Consider the following 23,462-nt stretch of genomic DNA (forward strand, 5'->3'; position numbering starts at 1 on the left):
CAGCTGAACCGCATGCGCATCGAACCTCGTCTGTTGCCTGACACCCTGCCTTTTCTGGGCGACCTGCCACCCCTGCTTACCCGGCTGTACGCTTCACGGGGCGTGACGTCTGAAACCGAGCTGGATAAAGGGCTGAAGCAATTGATTCCCTGGCAGCAGCTCAAGGGGATCGAGGCGGCTGTCGAGTTGCTGGTGGCCGCGCTTGAGCAGCGTCAACGCATCCTGATCGTCGGGGACTTCGATGCCGATGGGGCGACGGCCAGCACGGTCGGTGTGCTGGGGCTGCGTCTGTTCGGTGCGGCCCATGTGGATTATCTGGTGCCCAACCGTTTCGAGTACGGCTACGGGCTGACGCCTGAAATCGTCGAAGTCGCCTTGCAGCGCGAGCCTCAGTTGCTGGTCACCGTGGATAACGGCATTTCCAGCGTCGAAGGTGTGTCGGCCGCCAAGGCGGCGGGGCTGAAGGTGCTGATTACCGATCACCATTTGCCCGGTAGTGAATTGCCGGCTGCCGATGCCATCGTCAACCCGAACCAGCCCGGCTGCACGTTCCCCAGCAAGTCGCTGGCGGGCGTCGGGGTGATCTTCTACATTCTGGTGGCCTTGCGCGCGCGCTTGCGGGATCTTCAATGGTTCCAGAGCCCGCAGCGTCCCGAGCCCAACCTGGGCGAATTGCTGGATCTCGTTGCCCTGGGCAGTGTGGCTGACGTCGTGCCGCTGGACGCCAACAACCGCATTCTGGTCCATCAGGGGTTGAGGCGTATCCGTGAAGGCCGTGCCCGTCCGGGGTTGCGGGCCATTCTTGAAGTCGCGGGCCGCGAAGCGTCGCGCATCACGTCCACCGACCTGGGGTTTATCCTCGGCCCGCGCCTGAATGCGGCCGGCCGTCTGGATGACATGAGCCTGGGTATCGAATGCCTGCTCTGCGACGATCCTGCCATGGCGAAGGAAATGGCCGTGCAACTGGATGCCTTGAACCAGGACCGCAAATCCATCGAGCAAGGGATGCAGAATGACGCCTTGAAGCTGCTCAGGGATTTGCCGGTGGAATCCATGCCGTTCGGGCTATGTCTGTTCGAGCCGGACTGGCATCAGGGGGTGATCGGTATCCTGGCCTCGCGCCTGAAAGAACGCTATCACCGTCCGACCATTGCGTTCGCCAGTGCCGGGGAGGGTGTGCTCAAGGGGTCGGCCCGTTCGGTGCCGGGTTTCCATATTCGCGATGCACTGGATGCCGTGGCCGCCAGCCATCCCGAGCTGATCAGCAAGTTCGGCGGCCATGCCATGGCGGCAGGTCTGTCATTGCCCGAGGCGAACTTCCCGGTCTTTGCCGAAGCCTTCGACAGGGAAGTGCGTCGTCAACTCAATGAAGACGACCTCACGGGGCGTCTGTTGTCCGATGGTCCGCTGGCGGTCGAAGAATTCAATCTGGAACTGGCGAGGACATTGCGCAACGCCGGGCCATGGGGGCAGCACTTCCCGGAGCCTTTGTTCCACGGCGTATTCAGTCTTGCGAATAACTACATCGTGGGCCGCAAGCACCTGAAAATGGTGCTGGAAACCCTGTGCGGCACGATCAGGATCGATGCCATTGCCTTTAATGTCGACCTCGATGTCTGGCCCACTTCCGAGAAGTGTCAGGTCGAAGTGGCTTATAAGCTGGACCTCAACGAGTTTCGGGGCAATGAGACCGTGCAACTGATCGTGACGCATCTCGCCATGCGTTGAACCAGGCCCTCTTTCGGGTTGTCGACTAGTCTCTGTAGACACAAAAAGAGTCCAGCGCCTGATTTTCAACCCGAGAGGTCGCCATGAGCCTGTTGCTTGAACCCTATACCCTCCGTCAGCTCAACCTGCTCAACCGCATCGCTGTTTCGCCGATGTGCCAATACTCCAGCGTCGATGGTCTGGCCAACGACTGGCATCTGGTCCATCTGGGCAGCCGTGCCGTCGGTGGGGCCGGGCTGGTGTTCACTGAAGCCACGGCGGTGACTGAAGAAGGGCGTATCACGCCTCAGGATCTTGGCCTGTGGAATGACCGGCAGATCGAGCCTCTGCAACGAATCACCCGCTTCATCACGGCGCAGGGCGCGGTGGCGGGGATTCAACTGGCCCATGCCGGGCGAAAGGCCAGTACCTGGCGTCCCTGGCTGGGCAAGCATGGCAGCGTGCCCGAGAGCGAGGGCGGCTGGAAACCTTTGGGACCATCGGCCATCGCTTTCGACCCGCAACATACGGTGCCGGTGCAACTGACTGAAGAGCAGATCCAGGCCTTGATTCAGGCCTTTGTCGATGCCGCTCGTCGTGCGCTGATCGCCGGTTTCAAGGTGGTCGAAATTCACGCCGCGCACGGTTATCTGCTGCATCAGTTTCTGTCGCCGCTCAGCAATCAACGTACAGACCGCTATGGTGGTTCGTTTGAAAACCGCATTCGCCTGACCCTGGAAGTGACCGAAGCGGTCCGGGATGTCTGGCCCGACGAACTGCCGCTGTTCGTGCGCGTCTCGGCGACCGACTGGGTGGAGGACGGCTGGAATCCGGATGAAACGGTAGAGCTGGCGCGTCGTCTGAAAGCGCTGGGAGTCGATTTGATCGACGTGTCTTCGGGCGGGACATCGGTCAATGCGGAAATCCCCGTCGGCCCCGGTTATCAGACACGCTTCGCCGAGCGTGTGCGCAAGGAGTCGGGCATTGCCACCGGCACCGTGGGCATGATCACTGAACCTGCGCAGGCCGAACATATTCTGCGTACCGGCCAGGCCGATATCATTCTGCTTGCCCGTGAGTTGTTGCGCGATCCGTACTGGGCTCTGCATGCCGATGATGATCTGGGCGGACGCAAGGCCGTCTGGCCTGCCCAGTATCAGCGTGCGACCCACCGTGATCAGCCGATCCATGAATCGGACCTGCGGGACTGAACCCGATTAGTGGTGCTCCTGTACCGGCCCGTTCAGCAGGTCGGTGATGCGGCCGGTCAGTGAGCTCATCGAGAACGGTTTGGTCAGGATGTGCATGCCCGGCTCCAGGTTGCCCTGGGCCAGGGCGGCGTTCTCGGCATAACCGGTCACGAACAGTATCGTCAGCTCGGGGCGTATCGCCCGGGCGGCATCGGCGACCTGACGGCCATTCATCCCGCCGGGCAACCCCACATCGGTGACCAGCAGATCGATGGTGGCCTTCGATTGCAGAATCACCAGGGCGTCAGCCCCGTGCTCGGCCTGCAAGACACTGTAGCCTTGTTCTTCAAGCACTTCGGTCATCAAGGCGCGGACGGCCGGTTCGTCATCCACGACCAGTATGGTTTCACCGCCCGTATCTGTTACGAGCGGCATGTCTGGCTGCGCTTCATGTTCCACCGGCTCTGCATCGCCAGCGAAGAATGGCAGGAGGATGCAGATCTTCGCACCCTGACCGGGGCGAGAATGAATACTCACACCGCCGCCCGATTGCCGGGCAAACCCATAAATCATCGACAGACCCAGGCCGGTTCCCATGCCGATGGGTTTGGTGGTGAAGAAGGGATCGAACGCCCGCCCTACCACGTCTTCGGACATGCCGGTGCCGGTATCGCTGACGGACAGTTCCACGTAACGACCGGGTAGCAATTCATGCCGGAGCGCGGCAGAGGCGTCCAGAAAGCGGTTACCGGTTTCGATCAACAGCTTTCCACCATCGGGCATGGCATCCCGGGCGTTGATGCACAGATTCAGCAGTGAATTTTCCAGCTGATGCGGATCGACCATGGTCGCCCACAGGTCGGGGATGGATTGAACATGCATGTCGATGGCCGGTCCGACGGTGCGTCGTATCAGCTCTTCCATGCCCGTGATCAACCGGTCGATGTGAGTGGCCTTGGGGGCCAGGGTCTGGCGACGGGAGAAGGCCAGCAACCGATGAGTGAGCGAGGCTGCCCGCCTGGAACCTTCCAGTGCAGAAGCAATATAGCGCCCCAGATCGTCGAGCCGACCTTGATTCACCCGTGACTGAAGCAGCTCGATATTGCCGGAGATGCCCATCAACAGGTTATTGAAGTCATGGGCCAGGCCGCCCGTGAGTTGTCCGACCGCTTCCATTTTCTGTGACTGGCGCAAGGCCTCCTCAGTGGCGCGCAGGGTTTCGGAGCGTTGTTTTTCGTGAGTGATGTGTTTGCCCAGCGCGAATATCACGCCATTGCCGGGGGCTGCTGTCCAGCCGATCCAGCGATAGGTCCCGTCCTTGTGCAGGTAACGGTTTTCAAACAGGGGCAGCACTTGATCGACGGTGTGCTTCAAGGCGCCTTGGGTGTTGGCAATATCGTCGGGATGAACCAGCGTCAGGATCGATGAGCCGACCAGTTCCTCAGGCGTACGGCCCAGAACCGCTCCCCAGGCCGGGTTGACTCGCAGGAAATACCCGTTGAAGTCGACCATGGCCAGCAAGTCCGGGGAGATGTCCCAGAAGGTGTTCAACTCGGCGGTGCGTTGTTCCAGTTTGGCGGTCTGCTGCCTTTCCACCTGGATCAGGTTGCTGATCAGTTCCTGGCGTCTGACCTCGCTGGCTTGCAGGGCCTGCTGGTCAAGGACATGCCGGGTGGTTTCGTTGGTCATGCAGAACATGCCGACGGTTACACCCTGTTCATCGATCAATGGGGAGAAGGAAAATGACCACCATGTCTGCTCGACCTCGCCGTAGCGGGCCATGGTCAGGGGCTTGTCCTTGCATTGGTAGGCCTTGCCCGCCAGCGCGTCCATGACCAGAGGCGAGACTTGGTCCCAGACATCGGCCCAGAGTTCGGGAATCGGCATGCCGATGGCCCCGTGCTGGCGAGGACCGAGGATCGGCGTGTAGGCGTCGTTATGAAAGAAGATCAGTTCCGGCCCCCAGAGCAGGTACATCGACTCCGGTGAGTTCAGGATCAGGTTCAGGGCGTTTTTCAGCGAGGCAGGCCACTGCGTTGTTGGCCCCAGGGCGGTCTGGCTCCAATCCTTGTCCCTGATGATTCGGGCGGTTTCGCTCAGGCCCGCAGGAAAGCCACTGCTTGAAATCACGTGAGGCAAGCTCCGGTAGGGCTGTGAGGCAGAATGCAGGTATTCATAGGCTTTTCGGAGTCATTGATCAATACGCCCGAGCCGCTTGTCGTGTCTTCTCGGGGAAGTTGACCCCGGAAATGACGGAGGGTTGCACCTTGTGCGGGTTAACTTTTCAAGTCACGAGGATCTCGCCCGGCCCAGACGTCTGCAACATTCAGATGCACACCCACCCTCAACCGCTCGAGACTTCGCTTTACCCTGCGTGTCAATGAATCATCTGACAGGCCTTATGGAGGTTTCTTATGAATACGCGAGGTTTACTCGATCAGTTGCTCAAGTCGGGTCAAGGTATGTTGCAAGACAAGGTCGCTGGCAAGTCCGGCAAACGGTCTTCGGGAAGCGATTCTCTGGTCAACGGGCTGGGGAGCCTGCTGTCCGGCTCGAAGTCGGCCAGTGGTGGTGGATTGAGCAGCCTGTTGTCCGGGGCGGGCGGTGGGGCGCTGGCCGCCGGGGCCATGAGCCTGCTCAAGGGCAAACGTTCGTCCGGCATGGGCGGCAAGGTGCTGACCTATGGCGGCCTGGCCGCCTTGGGTGTGCTGGCCTACAAGGCCTACAGCAGTTGGCAGGCCAGCCAGGGCGTTGCCGCTGCGCGCGAACCTCAGACCATCGACCGCTTGCCGGAGCCCCAGGCCGAGGAGCACAGCCAGGCCATCCTGCGTGCGCTGGTCGCGGCCGCCAAGGCCGACGGGCATGTCGATGAGCGTGAGCGCGAATTGATCGAAGGTGAGTTTCGCAAGCTGAGCAACGATCATGAGTTGCAACACTGGTTGCGCGCCGAGCTGAACAAGCCTCTGGACCCCTCTGAAGTGGCACGTGCGGCCAGGACGCCGGAAATGGCGGCCGAAATGTACATCGCCAGCGTGATCCTGGTGGATCAGGAACACTTCATGGAAAGGGCCTACCTGGACGAACTGGCGCGACAGTTGGGGTTGGCCCCCGGCTTGAAGGACGAACTGGAACAGCAGGTGCGTCAGGCCCGCTAAATGGCCGATGCTTGTTGAGGGCCATGGACGTTGCCGATGGCCCTCCGGCGGTATTGTCAGGCGGTCAGGCCTGCCGCAAACCTGCGCAGAATTTCGCGGGCATGGCCGGTCGGCTTCAGCGAATCGATCATGCTCGCAATGTCGTAGCCTTCCGATTCAAAGATATCCCGACGCCTGTACAGGCAGGCGGACATGAGGGCGTTGTCGAATTCCGGGTGAAACTGCACTGAAAGTGCTTCAGAGCCGTACCGCAGGACCTGACAGGCATCGTGCTCCGAGCGGCCCAGCACGACAGCGTCTTCGGGCGGTGCGAGCACCGTCTGCTCGTGGGTCAGATTGGCCAGAAAGCCCGGCCCGAAGCCATTGAGCAGAGGGTCATCGTCGACGCATCGATGCAGCTGGATTTCATGCTGACCGATTTCGCGCCCCTTCGGGTGGAAGCCCACCTGGCCACCCAGGGCATGTGCCATGAGCTGATGCCCGTAACAGATCCCCAGCATGGGCAGATTCGCCGTCATGGCTTGCCGGATCCATTCGGCAGTCAGTTCACTCCAGGGTTCTCTGTCGGTCACCATTGACCAGGAGCCGGTCAGCACGGCTCCCGACGTTTCCCGAGGATGGGGCAGGGCTTCGTTTTCATGGGGGCGTACGACGTTGAAAGGAATGTCGACGTCATGAAGGGCGCGTTTCATCCAGTCCGACTGTTCGCCGTGGGTGTCTCTCACGTCCAGTGGCGGCGTGCCGAACTGGATAATGGTCAAGGGCTTCTGGGGCATGGATGCGTCTGTTCTGCGTCAGTTCAAAGGGGCTTCCTGCAGATCATCGAAAGACATCCGGTGGTATGTCAACCCGCCATTAATAGCGCTTTCAATTTCCTTTGGTGGCGACACGCTAATACTCAAGAGGCTGGGCTATACTCAGGCCGCTTGGACCGTCTGTCGGTCCGCTTCTTGAACGCGGCCATAAGCCGTTGTTGAACTCTTGAGGGCTGACTGTGAAGAACTGGACCTTGCGCCAAAGGATTTTGGCGAGTTTTGCCGTCATCATCGCGATCATGCTGTTGATGGTGATTGTGTCTTATTCACGCCTGTTGTCGATTGAGTCCAGCGAGGAGCAGGTCCGTCTGGATGCGCTGCCCGGCGTCTATTACAGCACGTTGGTGCGCAGTGCCTGGGGCGAAAGCTACATCCGCACCCTTGAGCTGATCGGCGAAGGCCAGGGCCGTCCACTGACCAAGCAGGAGCAGGACCAGTTCCAGGGGTTCGAGGATAATCTTCAGGTCCAGATCGACGGTTACAAGAAGTCCATTTTCGAAGAGGCCGAAAGGGCCAATTTCCTTCTTTTCGAGAAGCGTCGCGAAACCTATACCCGTCTGCTCAAGGAAGTTCATGTCGCCTATGGTGCTGGTGACTACGCCAAGGCACGTTCCGAATTCTATGAACAGGTGAATCCGGTCTGGAGCGACGGGCGCAAACAGCTCAACGATATCATCGTTGCCAACAAGCAACTGGCAGACCGGGCCACCGAGAATATTGTCACTGCCGTCCTGAGCGCCAAGATCAGCATGATCTTTTCCCTGTTGATCGCAATCATGGCCGCTGCCAGTTGCGGTCTGCTGTTGATGCGGTCGATCACGTCGCCGATGCAGTTGATCGTAAAAATCCTTGATGTCATGCGCACTGGCGACTTGAGTTCTCGCCTGAACCTGACTCGCAAGGATGAATTCAACGCCGTGGAAACCGGCTTCAACGACATGATGACCGAGCTGACGGCGCTGGTGGCACAGGCTCAGCGGTCGTCGGTACAGGTCACGACATCGGTCACGGAAATCGCCGCCACATCGCGTCAGCAGCAGGCGACTGCCACTGAAACGGCTGCCACGACCACGGAAATCGGTGCAACCTCACGGGAAATTGCAGCAACATCCCGTGACCTGGTGCGCACGATGAATGAAGTCACCTCCGCCGCCGATCAGGCTTCGGTTCTGGCCGGTTCGGGCCAGCAAGGGCTGGCGCGGATGGAAGACACCATGCATCAGGTCATGGGCGCCGCCAATCTGGTCAATTCCAAGCTGGCAATCCTCAACGAGAAGGCTGGCAACATCAATCAGGTGGTCGTGACCATCGTCAAGGTCGCCGACCAGACCAACCTGCTGTCCCTCAACGCGGCCATCGAAGCCGAGAAGGCCGGTGAATACGGACGCGGCTTCGCCGTGGTCGCCACCGAAGTGCGCCGTCTGGCGGACCAGACTGCCGTGGCCACCTACGACATCGAACAGATGGTCCGCGAGATCCAGTCGGCGGTTTCCGCCGGTGTCATGGGCATGGACAAGTTCTCCGAGGAAGTGCGCCGTGGCATGTTCGAGGTCACGCAGGTGGGCGAACAGCTTTCCCAGATCATTCATCAGGTTCAGGCCCTGGCCCCTCGCGTGCTGATGGTCAACGAAGGCATGCAGGCCCAGGCCACGGGCGCCGAACAGATCAATCAGGCGCTGGTGCAGTTGGCGGATGCCAGCAGCCAGACTGTCGAGTCATTGCGTCAAGCCAGTTTCGCCATCGACGAGTTGAGTCAGGTAGCGGTAGGGCTGCGCAGTGGCGTTTCACGCTTCAAAGTGTGAGTCCGGGCCATGATGGATCACGCACCCAAACGCCATGGCGTTGCGCCTGTCGTGAACAAGCTGTTCCTGTTGTTCCGCATCGGGGAGGAGCGTTACGCGCTGGAGGCGGTTGAAATATCCGAAGTCCTGCCGTGCGTGAAGCTCAAGGCCATTGCCCATGTGCCGCACTGGGTCGCGGGGATCTTTGCCCATCGCGGTGAAATCGTGCCGGTCATCGACATCAGTGCGCTGAGTTCGGGGCAGGCCGCACCGGCACGTACGAGCACCCGTATGGTGCTGGTGCATTACCGTCATGACGACGAGCACCCGGCCCAGTTGCTGGGGCTGATTCTGGAGCAGGCCACCGAAACCCTGCGCTGTCCTGTCTCGCAGTTCAAGAAATACGGGCTGGATAACCGGCTGGCACCTTACCTGGGGCCGGTGCGCGAGGATGAGCAGGGGCTGTTGCAGTGGATTCATGTGCAGGAGCTGTTGACCGAACCCGTGCGTGAGTTGCTGTACCCCATTCCACCGCTGACTCTCGAGCAGTTTGAGGACGCGCCATGAGCGACGACTCGCGCTTTTTCAGTTTTCTCAAGGACCGCATCGGTCTGGATGTGACCTCCGTGGGAGAGGGCATCATCGTCCGTGCCTTGCAGCAGCGCCTTCAAGGCTCGAACTCGGCGGATCAGGATGCCTATTGGCAATTGTTGCAGAGCTCGCCTGACGAACAGCAGGCCCTGATCGAGGCGGTGATCGTTCCTGAAACCTGGTTCTTCCGTTACCCCGAATCCTTTCTGACCCTGAGCAAGCTGGCTGCCGAGCGTCTGGCCACCCTCAACGGAGCGAGGCCACTGCGCATTCTCAGCCTGCCGTGTTCGACGGGCGAAGAGCCTTACTCGATTGCGATGGCCCTGTTCGACGCGAATATCAGTGCTCAGCACTTCAAGGTCGATGCCATCGATATCAGCCCCCTGTCGATTCAGAAAGCCTGCCGTGGCATCTATGGCAAGAACTCCTTTCGGGGAGACGACATCAGTTACCGTGATCGTTTCTTCAAGCCTGTGGAAGACGGCTATCAGGTCGAGGAACGGGTGCGCTCCCGGGTGAACTTCCAGTCCGGTAACCTGCTCGATCCTCGTCTGGCGACGCAGGAAGCCTATGATTTCGTGTTCTGCCGCAATCTGGTGATCTATTTCGATCAACCTACCCAGCGGCATGTCTTCAAGGTGCTCAAGCGCCTGACCCGCGAGGATGGACTGCTGTTCATCGGTCCTGCCGAGGGCAATCTGCTTGCGCGCGTCGGTATGCGATCTGCCGGTATTCCTCAGTCTTTCGCCTTCAGGCACACGCCTGCACAGGATGCGATTGCCACCACCCCACCCGTGGAAGCCGTGCCGATTACCCGCAGCGCGGCAGCGCCCGTGCGTGAGCCCGTTCGACCTGCTCCTCGGCCCTTCACACCGCCACCTGCTTCGGGCAAGCCGTTCGAGGCGCCTCGAACCGCGCCTGCCGTTTCCGCCAGCGACGATGTGACGACCTTGCTGACCAGCATCGCCAGCCTGGCGAACGAAGGGAAAAGCGCCGAGGCGCGTGCCGCCTGTGAACGTTATCTGCAACAGCATGAGCCGGTGGCGCAGGTGTTCTACTGGCTGGGGCTGCTCAGTGAAGTGGAGGGTAATGCGACCCAGGCTCAGGGTTTCTATCGCAAGGCGTTGTATTTGCAGCCTCAGCATCCCGAGTCCCTGGCGCAACTGGCCGCGCTGCTGGCCGCTCAAGGGGACACTGCCGGTGCCCGGCGGCTGCAGGACCGCGCTGCGCGTGGTGCCAATAAACAAGGAAGCAATCGATGACGGGGTTGTCCTCTCTTTCGAGTCTTACTCTCGATGACGCCCAGGCCATCGATGATTGCTGGAACCGTATCGGTATCCATGGCGACCGTTCATGTCCTCTGCTGCCGGAGCATATCCACTGCCGCAATTGTTCGGTGTACTCGCTGGCTGCCACGCGCCTGCTCGACCGCTATTCGCTGCTTCAGGAACACCGCGAGCCATCTCGGGATACGGGGTTGCAGAGCGAGGTCAAGACCCGTTCGATCCTTGTCTTCCGTCTGGGCGATGAATGGCTGGGGCTGGCTACCCGTTCTCTGGCTGAAGTGGCTCCGTCCCAGACGATCCACTCTCTGCCGCACCAGCGCTCGCGTGCCTTGCTCGGTGTCGCCAATGTGCGAGGAGCCCTGGTGGCCTGCATCTCGCTGGTCGAGCTGCTGGGGCTCGACAGTGCTTCGGCGGTGGTGGCGACAACCGGGCGGGTCATGCCGCGCATGTTGATCATTGCCGCAGAAGGCGGGCCAGTGGTGGCCCCGGTCGATGAAGTCGATGGCATTCATGCAATGGAGGAATGTGAGTTGAATCAGGCTTCGGCCTCCGGTACGCATGCCAATGCACGATTCACGCGCGGTGTCTTGCAATGGAAGGGACGCAGCCTGCGCTTGCTCGACGAAGAAGAGTTGTTGTCGGCGGTCAACCGGAGCCTTACATGACCCCAGATCAAATGCGGGACGCTTCGCTGTTCGAGCTGTTCACTCTGGAAGCCGAAGCACAGACTCAGGTACTGAGCGCCGGCTTGCTGGAACTGGAGCGTAATCCGACCCTGGCCGACCAGCTGGAAGCCTGCATGCGGGCTGCCCACTCACTCAAGGGCGCGGCGCGTATTGTCGGGGTCAACTATGGCGTCAGTGTTGCCCATGTGATGGAAGATTGCCTGGTCAGTGCCCAGGAAGGCCGGCTGTTGTTACAGGCCGAGCACATCGACGCCTTGCTGTCGGGCACCGATCTGTTGATGCGGATTGCCACGCCTACCGACAGCAGCATCGGGCAGAGCGATGTCGATGCGTATGTCGAAAGAGTGAATGCATTGCTGGCGTCCGGCGCGGGCGCGGCACGTTCGGTCAGTGTGCCGTTGCCGGACCCGCTGGCGGCCAGTGCAATGCCTCTGGTCGAGCCGCTGCTTGATCCTCCCCTGAGCGAGCCCAAGCCTGACCCCATGGCCGAGGCCCTGCGGCTGGATGCACCTGTCGAGCCGGTTCAGGCAGAGTCAGAAGCGGCCTCTGCACCGGTGCGCGAGCGGCGCGTGTCCGATGGCGGGGAGCGTGTTCTGCGGGTCACGGCCGAGCGGCTCAATGGCCTGCTTGACCTGTCGAGCAAGGCCCTGGTCGAAAGTCAGCGCATGAAGCCCTTGCTGGCTGGCATGCAGCGCCTCAAGCGCCTGCAAAGTAGCAGTGACAGGGCGCTGGAGGTGCTGGGGGCCAGTTTTGGCGAGGCCGGTCTGAGTGCCGATGCGCAGAAGGCGCTGGACGATGCCCGTGATTTTCTGTCCCAGGCCCAGCAGATGCTGATTCATCAGACCGCCGAACTGGACGAGTTCGGGTGGCAGGCTGGCCAGCGAGCACAATCGTTGTATGACTCTGCGCTGGCCTGCCGCATGCGGCCGTTCGCGGATGTGCTCAACGGTCAGGCTCGCATGGTGCGGGACCTTGGGCGTGAGCTGGGTAAACAGGTTCGTCTGAAGATCGAGGGTGAAAAGACCCAGGTCGACCGCGATGTGCTGGAAAAGCTGGAGGCACCTCTCACCCATCTGCTGCGTAACGCGGTGGATCATGGAATCGAGTCCCCCGAACGTCGCCAGGAATTGGGCAAGGACCCTGAAGGCTTGATCCATCTGCGGGCCTCCCATGAGGCCGGCCTGCTGGTCGTGCAACTGAGCGATAACGGTAACGGTGTCGATCTTGAGCGCCTGCGCCGCAATATCATCGAGCGCAAACTCTCGCCAGCTGAAACCGCCGCGCAGTTGAGCGAAGAAGAGCTGCTGAGCTTTCTGTTCCTTCCGGGCTTCAGCATGCGCGACAAGGTCACGCAGATCTCCGGCCGTGGCGTAGGGCTCGATGCCGTGCAGCACATGGTCCGCCAGATGCACGGCAGCGTCGAATTGCAGCAATGGACGGGAGAAGGCAGCCGGTTCAGGATCGAAATGCCGCTGACGCTTTCGGTCGTGCGCAGTCTGGTGGTGGAGGTGGGAGGCGAGGCCTACGCCTTTCCGCTGGCGCAAATCGAGCGCATGCGCGATTTGCAGCCCGAGGAAATTGTGCAACTGGAAGGCCGCCAGCATTTCTGGCACGAAGATCGCCATGTCGGGCTGGTCTCCGCCAGCCAGTTGCTGCATCGCCCGCAGAGCCAGAATGCCGAGGAAGCGCTCAAGGTCGTGGTGATCCGGGATCGCGATGCCGTTTATGGTGTGGCGGTGGAGCGTTTCATTGGCGAGCGCACGCTGGTGGTCATGCCGCTGGATGCGCGTCTGGGCAAGGTTCAGGACGTCTCCGCCGGCGCCTTGCTCGACGACGGTTCGGTGGTGCTGATCATCGATGTCGAAGACCTGGTGCGCTCGGTGGAAAAACTCCTGAATACCGGGCGGCTCGAGCGTATAGACCGGCACAATCGTCAGACAGGTGGCCATGTGGCACGCAAGCGTGTCCTGGTGGTCGATGACTCGTTGACGGTTCGTGAGCTGGAACGCAAATTGTTGGTGGGCCGGGGTTATGAAGTCGCCGTTGCGGTCGATGGCATGGATGGCTGGAATGCCTTGCGGGCCGAGGACTTTGATCTGCTGATCACCGATATCGATATGCCTCGCATGGACGGCATTGAACTGGTTACCCTGTTGCGCCGGGATACCCGTTTGCAGTCCCTGCCCGTTATGGTGGTTTCCTACAAGGATCGTGAAGAAGACAGGCGCCGCGGTCTGGATGCCGGTGCCGATTATTATCTGGCCAAGGCCAGTTTTCACGACGATGCCTTGCTCGACGCCGTCGCTGAACTGATTGGGGACGCGCAAGAATGAAGATTGCCATCGTCAATGACATGCCCATGGCTGTGGAGGCCTTGCGTCGGGCGTTGGCATTCGAGCCCCTGCACCAGATCGTCTGGGTCGCGGGCAACGGTGCCGAAGCGGTCAAGCGTTGCGCCGAGCTGACGCCGGATCTGATCCTGATGGACCTGATCATGCCGGTCATGGACGGTGTCGAGGCCACGCGGCAGATCATGGCCTCGACGCCATGCGCTATCGTTCTTGTGACTGTTGACCGTGAGCAGAACGTCCACCGTGTGTTCGAGGCCATGGGACACGGTGCTCTGGATGTGGTGGATACGCCGGCGATCGGCGCGGGCAATCCCAGGGATGCCGCGGCACCGCTGCTGCGCAAGATATTGAATATCGACTGGCTGATCGGCCAGCGCACCAGCCGTGAGCGTGCTCCGGTGCCTGCGCTGCGCAAGGCGGCCTTGCGGGAAGGGTTGGTCGCCATAGGCTCGTCGGCAGGCGGCCCGGCGGCGCTGGAAGTCCTTTTGAAAGGGCTGCCGGTGAATTTTCCGGCGGCCATCGTCCTGGTGCAGCATGTCGATCAGGTCTTTGCCGCGGGCATGGCTGACTGGCTGAGCACGGCCTCGGGGTTGCCGGTGCGTCTGGCCATCGAGGGTGAGCCGCCGCAGCGGGGCAAGGTGCTGTTGGCGGGGACCAACCACCATATCCGCTTGTTGAAGGACGGGAAGCTGGCTTATACGGCGGAACCGGTAAATGAAATCTACAGGCCCTCCATCGATGTGTTTTTCGAAAGTGTGGCCCGCTATTGGAATGGTGATGCTGTGGGCGTTTTATTGACCGGTATGGGGAGAGACGGTGCCCAGGGGCTCAAGTTGATGCGTGAGCAGGGTTTTCTGACCATCGCTCAGGATCAGGCCAGCTCTGCGGTCTATGGCATGCCCAAGGCGGCTGCCGCCATCGATGCCGCGACTGAAATCCGGCCATTGAATACCATCGCGCCACGTTTGCTCGAGGTGTTCGCTCAATGAATTTTCAGGTGAACTCACCCGCCGACGGTGATCAGGAGAAGCGTCATGCATGATGTGCAGACAGAAGAGTTCAAGGCCCCTGACGAAAACTCGGCGATGGTGTTGCTGGTAGACGATCAGGCCATGATCGGTGAAGCCGTACGCCGTGGTCTGGCCAACGAAGAACTGATCGATTTCCACTTTTGTGCCGATCCCCATCAGGCTATTGCCCAGGCGGTGCAGATCAAACCGACGGTCATTCTTCAGGACCTGGTCATGCCCGGTCTGGACGGGCTGACGCTGGTTCGTGAATACCGCAACAACCCCCTGACGCGGGACATCCCGATCATCGTGCTTTCCACCAAGGAAGACCCGATGATCAAGAGTGCGGCATTCGCGGCGGGTGCCAACGACTATCTGGTCAAGCTGCCGGACACCATCGAGCTGGTGGCACGCATTCGCTATCACTCCCGCTCCTACATGACCATGCTGCAACGCGACGAGGCCTATCGGGCCTTGCGTGTCAGCCAGCAGCAGTTGCTCGACACCAATCTGGTGCTGCAACGCCTGATGAACTCCGATGGCCTGACCGGCCTGTCGAACCGCCGTCACTTCGACGAGTACCTGGAACTCGAATGGCGCCGGGCGACCCGCGAACAAAGCCAGCTCTCGCTGATGATGATCGACGTGGACTACTTCAAGGCCTATAACGACAACTTCGGTCACCTGGAAGGGGATGAGGCATTGCGTCAGGTGGCCAAGGCGATTCGTGCCAGTTGCAGCCGTCCGTCCGATTTGCCGGCCCGTTACGGCGGTGAAGAGTTCGCGATGGTCCTGCCCAATACTTCGCCGGGCGGCGTGCGATTGCTGGCCGAGAAACTGCGGCAGAGCGTGGCGGGCATGAACATCCCGCACATTGCGCCGACACCCGGCTCGACGCTGACCGTCAGCATCGGCGTGGCGACCGTGACGCCGCAGAATGGCCTCAATAGCCGACAGTTGATTCTCGATGCCGACAAAGGCCTGTATCTGGCCAAGAACGGCGGGCGCAATCAGGTGGCGGTGGGCGGTTGACGATCTGACGCCACAACGCATGTTCGATGGGCTGCTTTCGGTGTCGTCCCTGGGGTATACTCGTCGGCTTTGAAAATTTCGCCTGCGAGTGCTGCCCACCATGGAAATCAACCCGATTCTAAACAGCATCAAGGACCTGTCCGAGCGTTCCGAATCCATTCGGGGGTATCTTTGACTACGATCACAAGCATGATCGTCTGACCGAAGTAAACCGCGAGCTCGAAGATCCCAATGTCTGGAACAACCCCGACTACGCCCAGAATCTGGGGCGCGAGCGCGCCCAGCTGGCGCAGATCGTCGAGACCCTGGATGACATGACCTCGGGCCTGGCCGACGCCAGCGACCTGCTGCAGATGGCTGCCGAGGAAGAAGACCAGGGTGCGGTCGACGACGTCGCCGCCGAAGTCGAGCGTCTTCGCGAACTGCTGGAGAAGCTGGAATTCCGTCGCATGTTCAGCGGCGAAATGGACCCCAACAACGCCTACCTGGACATCCAGGCCGGTTCCGGCGGCACCGAAGCCCAGGACTGGGCCAACATCCTGCTGCGCATGTACCTGCGCTGGGCTGACAAGCGTGGCTTCGATGCCACCATCATGGAATTGTCCGAAGGCGAAGTCGCCGGTATCAAGGGCGCCACCGTGCACATCAAGGGCGAGTACGCCTTTGGCTGGCTGCGTACCGAGATCGGCGTGCACCGTCTGGTGCGCAAGAGTCCGTTCGACTCCGGCGCGCGTCGTCACACCTCGTTCTCGGCGGTGTTCGTGTCCCCCGAGATCGACGACAAGGTCGAGATCGAGATCAACCCGTCGGACCTGCGTATCGACACCTACCGTTCTTCCGGTGCCGGTGGCCAGCACGTCAACACCACCGATTCGGCGGTGCGGATCACCCACGTGCCGACCAACACCGTGGTCAGCTGCCAGAACGAACGTTCCCAGCACGCCAACAAGGACACCGCCATGAAAATGCTGCGGGCCAAGTTGTACGAACTGGAAATGCAGAAGCGCAGCGCCGCCTCCCAGGCGCTCGAGGACAGCAAGTCGGATATCGGCTGGGGCCACCAGATCCGATCCTACGTACTCGATGACTCGCGTATCAAGGACCTGCGTACCGGCGTCGAACGTAGTGACTGCCAGAAGGTTCTGGACGGCGACCTCGACCAGTACCTGGAAGCGAGCCTCAAGCAGGGGCTGTAACGCGATACGACTGACGCGGGCAGCCTGCACTGCCCGCCATCCCCCGCCCAGGCGAGGGGCCATGAACCTGTGATGGAAAATCTAAAGACATGAGCGACCAACAACTCGACCCGCAAGCCCTGCAACAGGAAGAAAACACCCTGATCGCCCTGCGCAAGGAAAAGCTTGCTGCCGAGCGCGCCAAGGGTCAGGCCTTCCCCAACGACTTCCGCCGTGACAGCTACTGCAACGATCTGCAGAAGCAGTATGTCGACAAGACCAAGGAAGAGCTGGCCGAGGCCGCGATCCCGGTCAAGGTTGCCGGTCGCATCATGCTTAACCGTGGTTCGTTCATGGTGATCCAGGACATGACCGGTCGCATCCAGGTCTATGTCAACCGCAAGACCCTGCCGGAAGAAACCCTGGCTGCGGTCAAGACCTGGGACCTGGGCGATATCATCGCCACAGAAGGTACTCTGGCCCGTTCCGGCAAGGGCGACCTGTATGTCGAGATGACCAGCGTTCGTCTGCTGACCAAGGCGCTGCGTCCGCTGCCGGACAAGCACCACGGCCTGACCGATACCGAGCAGCGCTATCGCCAGCGTTACGTTGACCTGATCGTCAACGAAGAAACCCGTCACACCTTCCGCGTGCGTTCGCAGGTAATTGCTCACATCCGCAGCTTCCTGGCCAAGCGCGACTTCCTCGAAGTCGAAACACCGATGCTGCAGACCATTCCGGGCGGTGCGGCGGCCAAGCCATTCGAGACTCACCACAACGCGCTGGACATGGAAATGTTCCTGCGTATCGCGCCGGAGCTGTACCTCAAGCGTCTGGTGGTGGGCGGTTTCGAGAAAGTGTTCGAGATCAACCGCAACTTCCGTAACGAAGGTGTTTCGACGCGTCACAACCCTGAATTCACCATGTTGGAGTTCTACCAGGCCTACGCCGACTATGAAGACAACATGGACCTGACCGAAGAGCTGTTCCGTGAACTGGCGCAACTGGTTCTGGGCACGACCGACGTGCCGTACGGCGACAAGGTGTTCCACTTCGGTGAGCCGTTCGTGCGCCTGTCGGTGTTCGACTCGATCCTCAAGTACAACCCTGAGCTGACGGCCGATGACCTGAACGACATCGACAAGGCTCGTGCCATTGCCAAGAAGGCCGGTGCCAAGGTGCTGGGCTTCGAAGGTCTGGGCAAGCTGCAGGTGATGATTTTCGAGGAACTGGTCGAGCACAAGCTGGAGCAGCCGCACTTCATCACCCAGTACCCGTTCGAGGTGTCGCCACTGGCGCGCCGCAACGATGAAAACCCGAACGTGACCGACCGTTTCGAGCTGTTCATCGGCGGCCGTGAAATTGCCAACGCCTACTCCGAGTTGAACGACGCGGAAGATCAGGCCGAGCGCTTCCAGGCTCAGGTGGCCGAGAAGGATGCCGGTGACGACGAAGCCATGCACTACGACGCCGACTTCGTGCGTGCGCTGGAGTACGGCATGCCGCCGACGGCCGGTGAAGGTATCGGTATCGACCGTCTGGTGATGCTGCTGACCAACTCGCCGTCGATCCGCGACGTGATCCTGTTCCCGCACATGCGACCGCAAGCGTAATCAGTTGCAAGACAAGCCGCCTGAACAGGGCGGCTTTTTTATATCGCCCGGTTTTTCGCGAATGAGCGGATCGCCGCCCGATTCGCTCCCACACGGGTGAACTGCCCCCCAAGGGCTGAATAAATGTCCAACTTCTTGGGGGCAGTTCAAAGTTGTGTGGGAGCGAATTCATTCGCGAACAACTCCGTCAGACCACAAAGGAACCCCCCGTCGTGACAATCGCTCAAGAAGGCGCTGCTGACATTGCAACAGCTGTCGCCAGGAGTGTCAGGTATCAGGGCCGCAAGGCCAGTCGAGAGGGGAGTGAACAGCGTCGTCAGAAGATTCTCGATGCAACCATGCGCATTGTGGTGCGTGATGGTGTGCGGGCCGTACGCCACCGTGCCGTGGCCACCGAGGCTGGAGTACCGCTTTCGGCCACGACCTATTACTTCAAGGACATCGATGACCTGCTGACCGATGCGTTCGCCCAGTATGTCGAGCGCAGTGCGGCCTATCAGGCCAAGCTGTGGCAGAACACCGAAACGGTCCTGCGCGAAATGATGGCCCGTGGCACGGCCAATGCGGCTGATCGCCTGAGCCTGGCCGATGACATCGCGCGGATGACCATGGAGTACATCCGGCACCAGTTGCTGACCCGCCGCGATTACCTGATCGCCGAGCATGCATTCCATCATGAAGCGCTGATCAATCCCCGACTGGCGTTGCTGGTCGTCGCCCATCAGGAAATATTGCTGCAAGGCGCCTGTCAGTTTCTTCAGGTCATCGGTTCGTCGCAGCCGGATCAGGATGCTCAAGTGTTGACGGGGCTTATCCGTCGGATGGAATATCAGGGCCTGCTTCATGGCCCGCACTATCAGGCGGACGAAGAAATGCTCGGTATTCTCACTCGCCAGATGCGTCTGGTTCTGGGAATCGACTCATCGATTCAAGCGTGAGATTCCTTTTCAGGAGAAACCCATGAAAGCCTGGCGCGCCCTGGTTGCGCTGTCGTTTCTGCTCTTGAGCGGTTGTCTGGTGACCTTTGAGGGTGCCATTCCCGCTCATGACGCTGCACCTGCCCGGATACTGGGCACCTGGACCAGCAAAAATGCCTGGGGTGAGCCGCTGGAGCTTGAGGTTTCTCGTGCCGCTGCCAATATCTACAAGGCGGTCAGCTATCGTAAGGGTGACCGCAAGCATCGCGACGAGTATCGGTTTACCGTGACGGAGCATGGCGGGCGCTGGTACCTGTCGGCGGAACTGCCGGACAAGTACGGGGGCAATCATGCCATGGCCGGGTTTGAGGTGACCGATACCGACGAACTGGTTGTCTACAACCTGGATCTGGACAGATTCAGGCAGTGGTTGGATCAGAAAGACCTCGAGGGTCGATCTGTGGAAAGCGGGATTGGTCAGGGCCTGCTGATCACCAGTCCTCTGGACCAGGTGTTCGGCTATCTCGACAATCCAGCCAATTCCGATGTTTTCCTGGAGGCCGCGCGTTATCAGCGTGTCCCCAAGTAGTAGGTCAACCAAGGAGTGCCGGGTGGACGAGTATCAGCAAACCATTCGTATGTTGTCGGACCGGATCGTCGTTGCCCAGACACCGATTCGTGTACTGGATGCGGTGAAGTGGGATGACAAGGTCCGCAAGGACTTTCTCGCCGCCAAAGGCAAGGCACTGCCCGCTGTCGATCGTGCCTACTATGAAAATCGCCCGTTATCGTTCGATTCCGGTGCGTTGAAGCAGGAATTCCAGAACATCGAGCGGGACATCACCCGGCAACTGGGGCAGTTCAACCCGGTCGGGCAGATCATGCGTCGCATGTGCAAGGAATACCGCATGGTGATCCGCATGCTCGAAGCCCGCGGCACCCCGGATTTCGGTTTGATCTCCCAGGAGTTGTACGGCGCGGCTTCCGATGCTTTCCATGCGGGAGATCCGACCCTGTCCGACCTGGGGCTGATGCTGTCCGATTACCTGAACAACATCGCCGGGCGTGGCGACCTGAAGGACGAGCCGAAGATCCTGACCGCCAAGGATGCCGTTTCCCTGCTGCAAAGCCGGTTGAACCGGGTGTTTGGCGAGGCCGAGGAAACCATTCGGGTGTTCGAGTCCGACGGTATCGTTGCCGATGCGGCGGCGGGCGCGGATTACATCAAGATTCGCTCCGATGCGATGTTCAATGAGCGGGATGTACGGGCGCTGGAGGTTCACGAAGGCCTGGTGCATGTCGGGACCACGCTCAATGGCCAGAATCAGCCGATCTGCACCTTCCTGTCCAAAGGGCCGCCCTCGTCGACGGTGACTCAGGAAGGACTGGCGATCCTGATGGAAGTCATCGCCTTTGCGTCCTATCCCAGCCGTCTGCGCAAGCTGACCAATCGCACCCGTGCCATTCACATGGCCGAAGAGGGCGCGGATTTCCTGCAGGTTTTCGAGTTCTATCGCGAGCAGGGTTTCGGCATGCCCGAGAGCTACGGCAATGCCAGTCGGGTCTTCCGTGGATCGACGCCCAACGGGCTGCCATTCACCAAAGACTTGTCCTACCTCAAGGGTTTCATCATGGTTTACAACTATATTCAGTTGGCCGTGCGAAAGGGCAAGCTCGAGCAGGTCCCGTTGCTGTTCTGTGGCAAGACGACCCTTGAAGACATGCGGACCCTGCGCCAACTGGTCGATGAGGGGCTGGTGGTCGCGCCCAAGTACCTGCCCGATCAGTTCCGCGACATGAATGCCTTGTCGGCCTGGATGTGCTTCTCCAACTTCCTGAACCATTTGAGCCTGGATCGCATCGAAGCCGATTATTCGAATATTCTGTAGCGCCTTCTTCGCGAATGAATTCGCTCCCACGGTTGTAGGAGCGAATTCATTCGCGAAAAGCCCCCCAAAAGGACTTCCTCTTGAAGTTGATCAGCATCCTTGTGTTGATCTTCAGCCTCACAGGCTGCAGTTCGATGCTGTTCTACCCGGAACCCGGTCTGCCGTTCACGCCTGACAAGGCCCGTCTTCATTACCGCGACGTGACCCTGACGGCGGCCGATGGCACGCGTCTGAATGCCTGGTGGCTGCCGGCCAAAGAGGGTGTGCCGGTCAAGGGCACGGTGCTGCACCTGCATGGCAATGGCGGCAACCTGGCCTGGCACCTGGGCGGAAGCTGGTGGCTGCCGGAACAGGGCTATCAGGTTCTGATGCTCGATTATCGCGGTTATGGGCTGTCTCAGGGCGAGCCGAGCCTGCCAGCCATCTATCAGGACATTCAGGCCGCCTTCGACTGGCTGAGTGCCGAACCTCAGGTGCAAGGCAAGCCACTGGTGGTGCTGGGACAAAGTATCGGGGGGGCGCTGGGCGTGCATTATCTGGCGCAGCACCCTGAACAGCGCAGCAGGGTGAAAGCCTTGATTCTGGACGGTGCGCCCGCCAGTTATCGCGATGTTGCCCGCTACACGCTCGGCACGTCCTGGCTGACCTGGCCGCTGAAAGTCCCTCTGTCCTGGCTGATTCCCGACGCCGACAGCGCCCTCAACGGCCTGCCGCAGCTCAAAGGGACGCCCATGATGATTTTCCAGAGCATGGACGACACGCTGGTGCCGCTCTCCAACGGCATCAGCCTGTATCAGGCCGCACCCTTGCCTCGCGTGCTGCAACTGACCCGCGGCGGTCATGTCCAGACCTTTTCCGATCCGTTGTGGCGCCAGGTGATGCTGCGTTACCTGGAAGACCCGGAGCATTTCAACGGCCTGCGTCGTCTGGCCGAAGTCCCCAATTACCCGCAACCCGATGTTCAGAACGAACCTGTAGAGAAGAGTCCTCAATGAGCGAAGAGCGTAACCTTATTCCCCTGATCCTCACCGGCATCGGCACCATCATCGGTACCGTCGGCTGCCTGTGGTTCTACGGCTATCTGCACTTTGCCAAGCCTGAGGACGCCTTGCTGCTCAGTGATTTCACCATGCTCAAGACCGTACCGGGCGAGGACTACAAGGTCGCCCTGACACCAGCCTCGGAAGTGGCGCAATGCATCGATGGCGTGCTGGTGCTGTTCGACACCTCACAGAAAGGCCTGTCGGGTGTGCTGGTCAACAACAAGAAACAGGCCGTGCGCTGCATGGGCCAGGAAACACCACAGCAGCTGAAGCCCTGATGCCCCCGTAGGAGCGAATTCATTCGCGAAGAGGTGGTACATCCGACACGGATCTGTCGTTTGAAATACCGTTTTCGCGAATGAATTCGCTCCTACGGATGAAAAAAGCCCCGTCTGCACGGGGCAGACGGGGCTCTGGTCAGCGGACTCTATCGCTTAACGCAGCGAAGAACGTGGCGCGACCGGTTGGTTGTCGTTGGAAATGGTCACTTCCACACGACGGTTCATGGCACGTCCCGAGTTGCTGGTGTTGTCGGCGACCGGGTATTCCTTGCCATACCCTTGTGCCACGATGCGGGCCGGGTCTACACCCATTCTCACCAGCGCGACACGTACCGAGTTGGCACGGTTTTCAGACAGTGTCTGGTTGTAGGCGGCGGAACCGGTGCTGTCGGTGTAGCCTTCGACGATCACTTTACGGTCCGGGTTGTCCTGCAGGAACTGCGCAAGCTTGGTGATATTGCCTTGTGCGCCGGGTTTCAGCTCGGCACGGTTCAGGTCGAACAGCACATCACCAAAAGTGACCAGCGTACCGCGCTCGGTCTGCTTGGCATTGAGGCTGTTCTTGAGTTGGGCGATCTGGGCGTCACGGGCGTCCAGGCGTGCCTTGGCCCGGTCTGCCGAGGCAGTTTGCAGGGCGGCTTCGGCTGTGCGCAGGTTGATTGTCTGCTTGGCCACTTCCACGCGCTGATTGGTCAGGTAAGCCAGCTGATCGACCTTTTTCTCGTCTTCCTTGTCGCGGAAAGCCTTGTCGGCCTTGTCCAGCCAGTCGCTGGCATCCTTGGTTTCAAGGGCGGCGACCTTGGTGGCCTGCGGGTTGCTTTGCAGGGCCGAGAAGTTGCTGCGTGCCTGTTCCAGATTAGGGTTCGGTTTGGTGGCACAGGCCGCCAGGGCGACGCTCATGGCCAGCAGGGCAGGGATCATCAATTGTTTGCGCATAATA

At 60.3% G+C, this 23,462-nt stretch carries 20 protein-coding genes; 17 read left to right on the forward strand and 3 right to left on the reverse strand.

The genetic code is table 11. The annotated features are described in order from the left end of the window. The first annotated feature begins 12 nt into the window (after window positions 1-12). The gene (gene recJ / locus ACIPY9_RS02135; protein WP_400696635.1) at window positions 13-1,728 is read left to right on the forward strand and encodes a single-stranded-DNA-specific exonuclease RecJ; all 1,716 of its coding nucleotides are present in this window, start codon (window positions 13-15) and stop codon (window positions 1,726-1,728) included. Window positions 1,729-1,811: 83 nt separating this feature from the next. Next, on the forward strand, window positions 1,812-2,918 hold the full coding sequence (locus ACIPY9_RS02140; RefSeq protein WP_400696636.1) for an NADH:flavin oxidoreductase/NADH oxidase: 1,107 nt from the start codon (window positions 1,812-1,814) through the stop codon (window positions 2,916-2,918). Between the two features lie 6 nt (window positions 2,919-2,924). On the opposite strand, the gene ACIPY9_RS02145 is transcribed toward ACIPY9_RS02140, so the two are convergent. Continuing rightward, complete coding sequence (locus ACIPY9_RS02145; RefSeq protein ID WP_400696637.1) at window positions 2,925-5,027, reverse strand: response regulator; 2,103 nt, start codon at window positions 5,025-5,027, stop codon at window positions 2,925-2,927. A gap of 284 nt (window positions 5,028-5,311) precedes the next feature. On the opposite strand from ACIPY9_RS02145, the gene ACIPY9_RS02150 reads away from it, so the two are divergent. Further along, the gene (locus ACIPY9_RS02150; RefSeq protein WP_400696638.1) at window positions 5,312-6,052 is read left to right on the forward strand and encodes a tellurite resistance TerB family protein; all 741 of its coding nucleotides are present in this window, start codon (window positions 5,312-5,314) and stop codon (window positions 6,050-6,052) included. Window positions 6,053-6,108: 56 nt separating this feature from the next. Here ACIPY9_RS02150 and ACIPY9_RS02155 read toward each other — a convergent pair whose 3' ends face one another. Further along, window positions 6,109-6,828, reverse strand: a complete 720-nt coding sequence (locus ACIPY9_RS02155; protein ID WP_400696640.1) for a glutamine amidotransferase — start codon at window positions 6,826-6,828, stop codon at window positions 6,109-6,111. Window positions 6,829-7,046: 218 nt separating this feature from the next. Here ACIPY9_RS02155 and ACIPY9_RS02160 point away from each other — a divergent pair, with 218 nt between their 5' ends. The 14 genes from ACIPY9_RS02160 (at window position 7,047) to ACIPY9_RS02225 (ending at window position 22,519) form a co-directional block, all read left to right on the forward strand. After that, window positions 7,047-8,669, forward strand: coding sequence for a methyl-accepting chemotaxis protein (locus tag ACIPY9_RS02160; protein WP_400696642.1), 1,623 nt, complete (start codon window positions 7,047-7,049; stop codon window positions 8,667-8,669). Between the two features lie 9 nt (window positions 8,670-8,678). Beyond that, window positions 8,679-9,215, forward strand: a complete 537-nt coding sequence (locus ACIPY9_RS02165) for a chemotaxis protein CheW (protein ID WP_400696643.1) — start codon at window positions 8,679-8,681, stop codon at window positions 9,213-9,215. Next, window positions 9,212-10,501 (forward strand): CheR family methyltransferase, encoded by a 1,290-nt coding sequence (locus tag ACIPY9_RS02170; RefSeq protein WP_400696644.1) that lies wholly within the window; start codon window positions 9,212-9,214, stop codon window positions 10,499-10,501. The genes ACIPY9_RS02165 and ACIPY9_RS02170 overlap by 4 nt, the downstream gene beginning before the upstream one ends. Next, complete coding sequence (locus ACIPY9_RS02175; protein ID WP_400696646.1) at window positions 10,498-11,190, forward strand: chemotaxis protein CheW; 693 nt, start codon at window positions 10,498-10,500, stop codon at window positions 11,188-11,190. Before ACIPY9_RS02170 ends, ACIPY9_RS02175 begins: the two co-directional genes overlap by 4 nt. Beyond that, window positions 11,187-13,544, forward strand: coding sequence for a hybrid sensor histidine kinase/response regulator (locus ACIPY9_RS02180; protein ID WP_400696647.1), 2,358 nt, complete (start codon window positions 11,187-11,189; stop codon window positions 13,542-13,544). Before ACIPY9_RS02175 ends, ACIPY9_RS02180 begins: the two co-directional genes overlap by 4 nt. Next, window positions 13,541-14,551, forward strand: a complete 1,011-nt coding sequence (locus ACIPY9_RS02185) for a chemotaxis response regulator protein-glutamate methylesterase (RefSeq protein ID WP_400696649.1) — start codon at window positions 13,541-13,543, stop codon at window positions 14,549-14,551. Before ACIPY9_RS02180 ends, ACIPY9_RS02185 begins: the two co-directional genes overlap by 4 nt. A 45-nt stretch (window positions 14,552-14,596) precedes the next feature. After that, complete coding sequence (locus ACIPY9_RS02190; RefSeq protein ID WP_400696650.1) at window positions 14,597-15,604, forward strand: diguanylate cyclase domain-containing protein; 1,008 nt, start codon at window positions 14,597-14,599, stop codon at window positions 15,602-15,604. A gap of 100 nt (window positions 15,605-15,704) precedes the next feature. Then, a protein-coding gene (prfB, locus tag ACIPY9_RS02195) for a peptide chain release factor 2 (protein ID WP_400696651.1) occupies window positions 15,705-16,800 on the forward strand; the annotation gives its coding sequence in 2 pieces (ribosomal slippage) (window positions 15,705-15,776 and window positions 15,778-16,800; 1,095 coding nt in all). 89 nt (window positions 16,801-16,889) lie between these two features. Continuing rightward, on the forward strand, window positions 16,890-18,392 hold the full coding sequence (gene lysS, locus ACIPY9_RS02200; protein WP_400696653.1) for a lysine--tRNA ligase: 1,503 nt from the start codon (window positions 16,890-16,892) through the stop codon (window positions 18,390-18,392). Between the two features lie 212 nt (window positions 18,393-18,604). After that, window positions 18,605-19,330, forward strand: a complete 726-nt coding sequence (locus ACIPY9_RS02205) for a TetR/AcrR family transcriptional regulator (RefSeq protein WP_400696654.1) — start codon at window positions 18,605-18,607, stop codon at window positions 19,328-19,330. A 22-nt stretch (window positions 19,331-19,352) separates the two neighbouring features. Beyond that, entirely contained in the window at window positions 19,353-19,898 is a 546-nt protein-coding gene (locus tag ACIPY9_RS02210; RefSeq protein ID WP_400696655.1) for a hypothetical protein, read from the forward strand. Window positions 19,899-19,947: 49 nt separating this feature from the next. Then, window positions 19,948-21,198, forward strand: a complete 1,251-nt coding sequence (locus tag ACIPY9_RS02215) for a flavohemoglobin expression-modulating QEGLA motif protein (RefSeq protein ID WP_400696844.1) — start codon at window positions 19,948-19,950, stop codon at window positions 21,196-21,198. Between the two features lie 80 nt (window positions 21,199-21,278). Beyond that, window positions 21,279-22,193 (forward strand): alpha/beta hydrolase, encoded by a 915-nt coding sequence (locus ACIPY9_RS02220; RefSeq protein WP_400696656.1) that lies wholly within the window; start codon window positions 21,279-21,281, stop codon window positions 22,191-22,193. Next, window positions 22,190-22,519: a hypothetical protein gene (locus ACIPY9_RS02225; protein WP_400696658.1), complete on the forward strand. Its 330-nt coding sequence runs from the start codon at window positions 22,190-22,192 to the stop codon at window positions 22,517-22,519. Before ACIPY9_RS02220 ends, ACIPY9_RS02225 begins: the two co-directional genes overlap by 4 nt. Window positions 22,520-22,675: 156 nt before the next feature. Here the strand turns inward: ACIPY9_RS02225 and ACIPY9_RS02230 are convergent, their stop codons facing one another. Continuing rightward, a complete protein-coding gene (locus ACIPY9_RS02230) occupies window positions 22,676-23,458 on the reverse strand; it encodes an OmpA family protein (protein WP_400696659.1) in 783 nt (260 codons plus the stop codon). Between the last annotated feature and the right edge of the window lie 4 nt (window positions 23,459-23,462).

The organism is Pseudomonas sp. NPDC089734, from assembly GCF_044748865.1.
In the GTDB taxonomy this organism is placed as follows: domain Bacteria; phylum Pseudomonadota; class Gammaproteobacteria; order Pseudomonadales; family Pseudomonadaceae; genus Aquipseudomonas.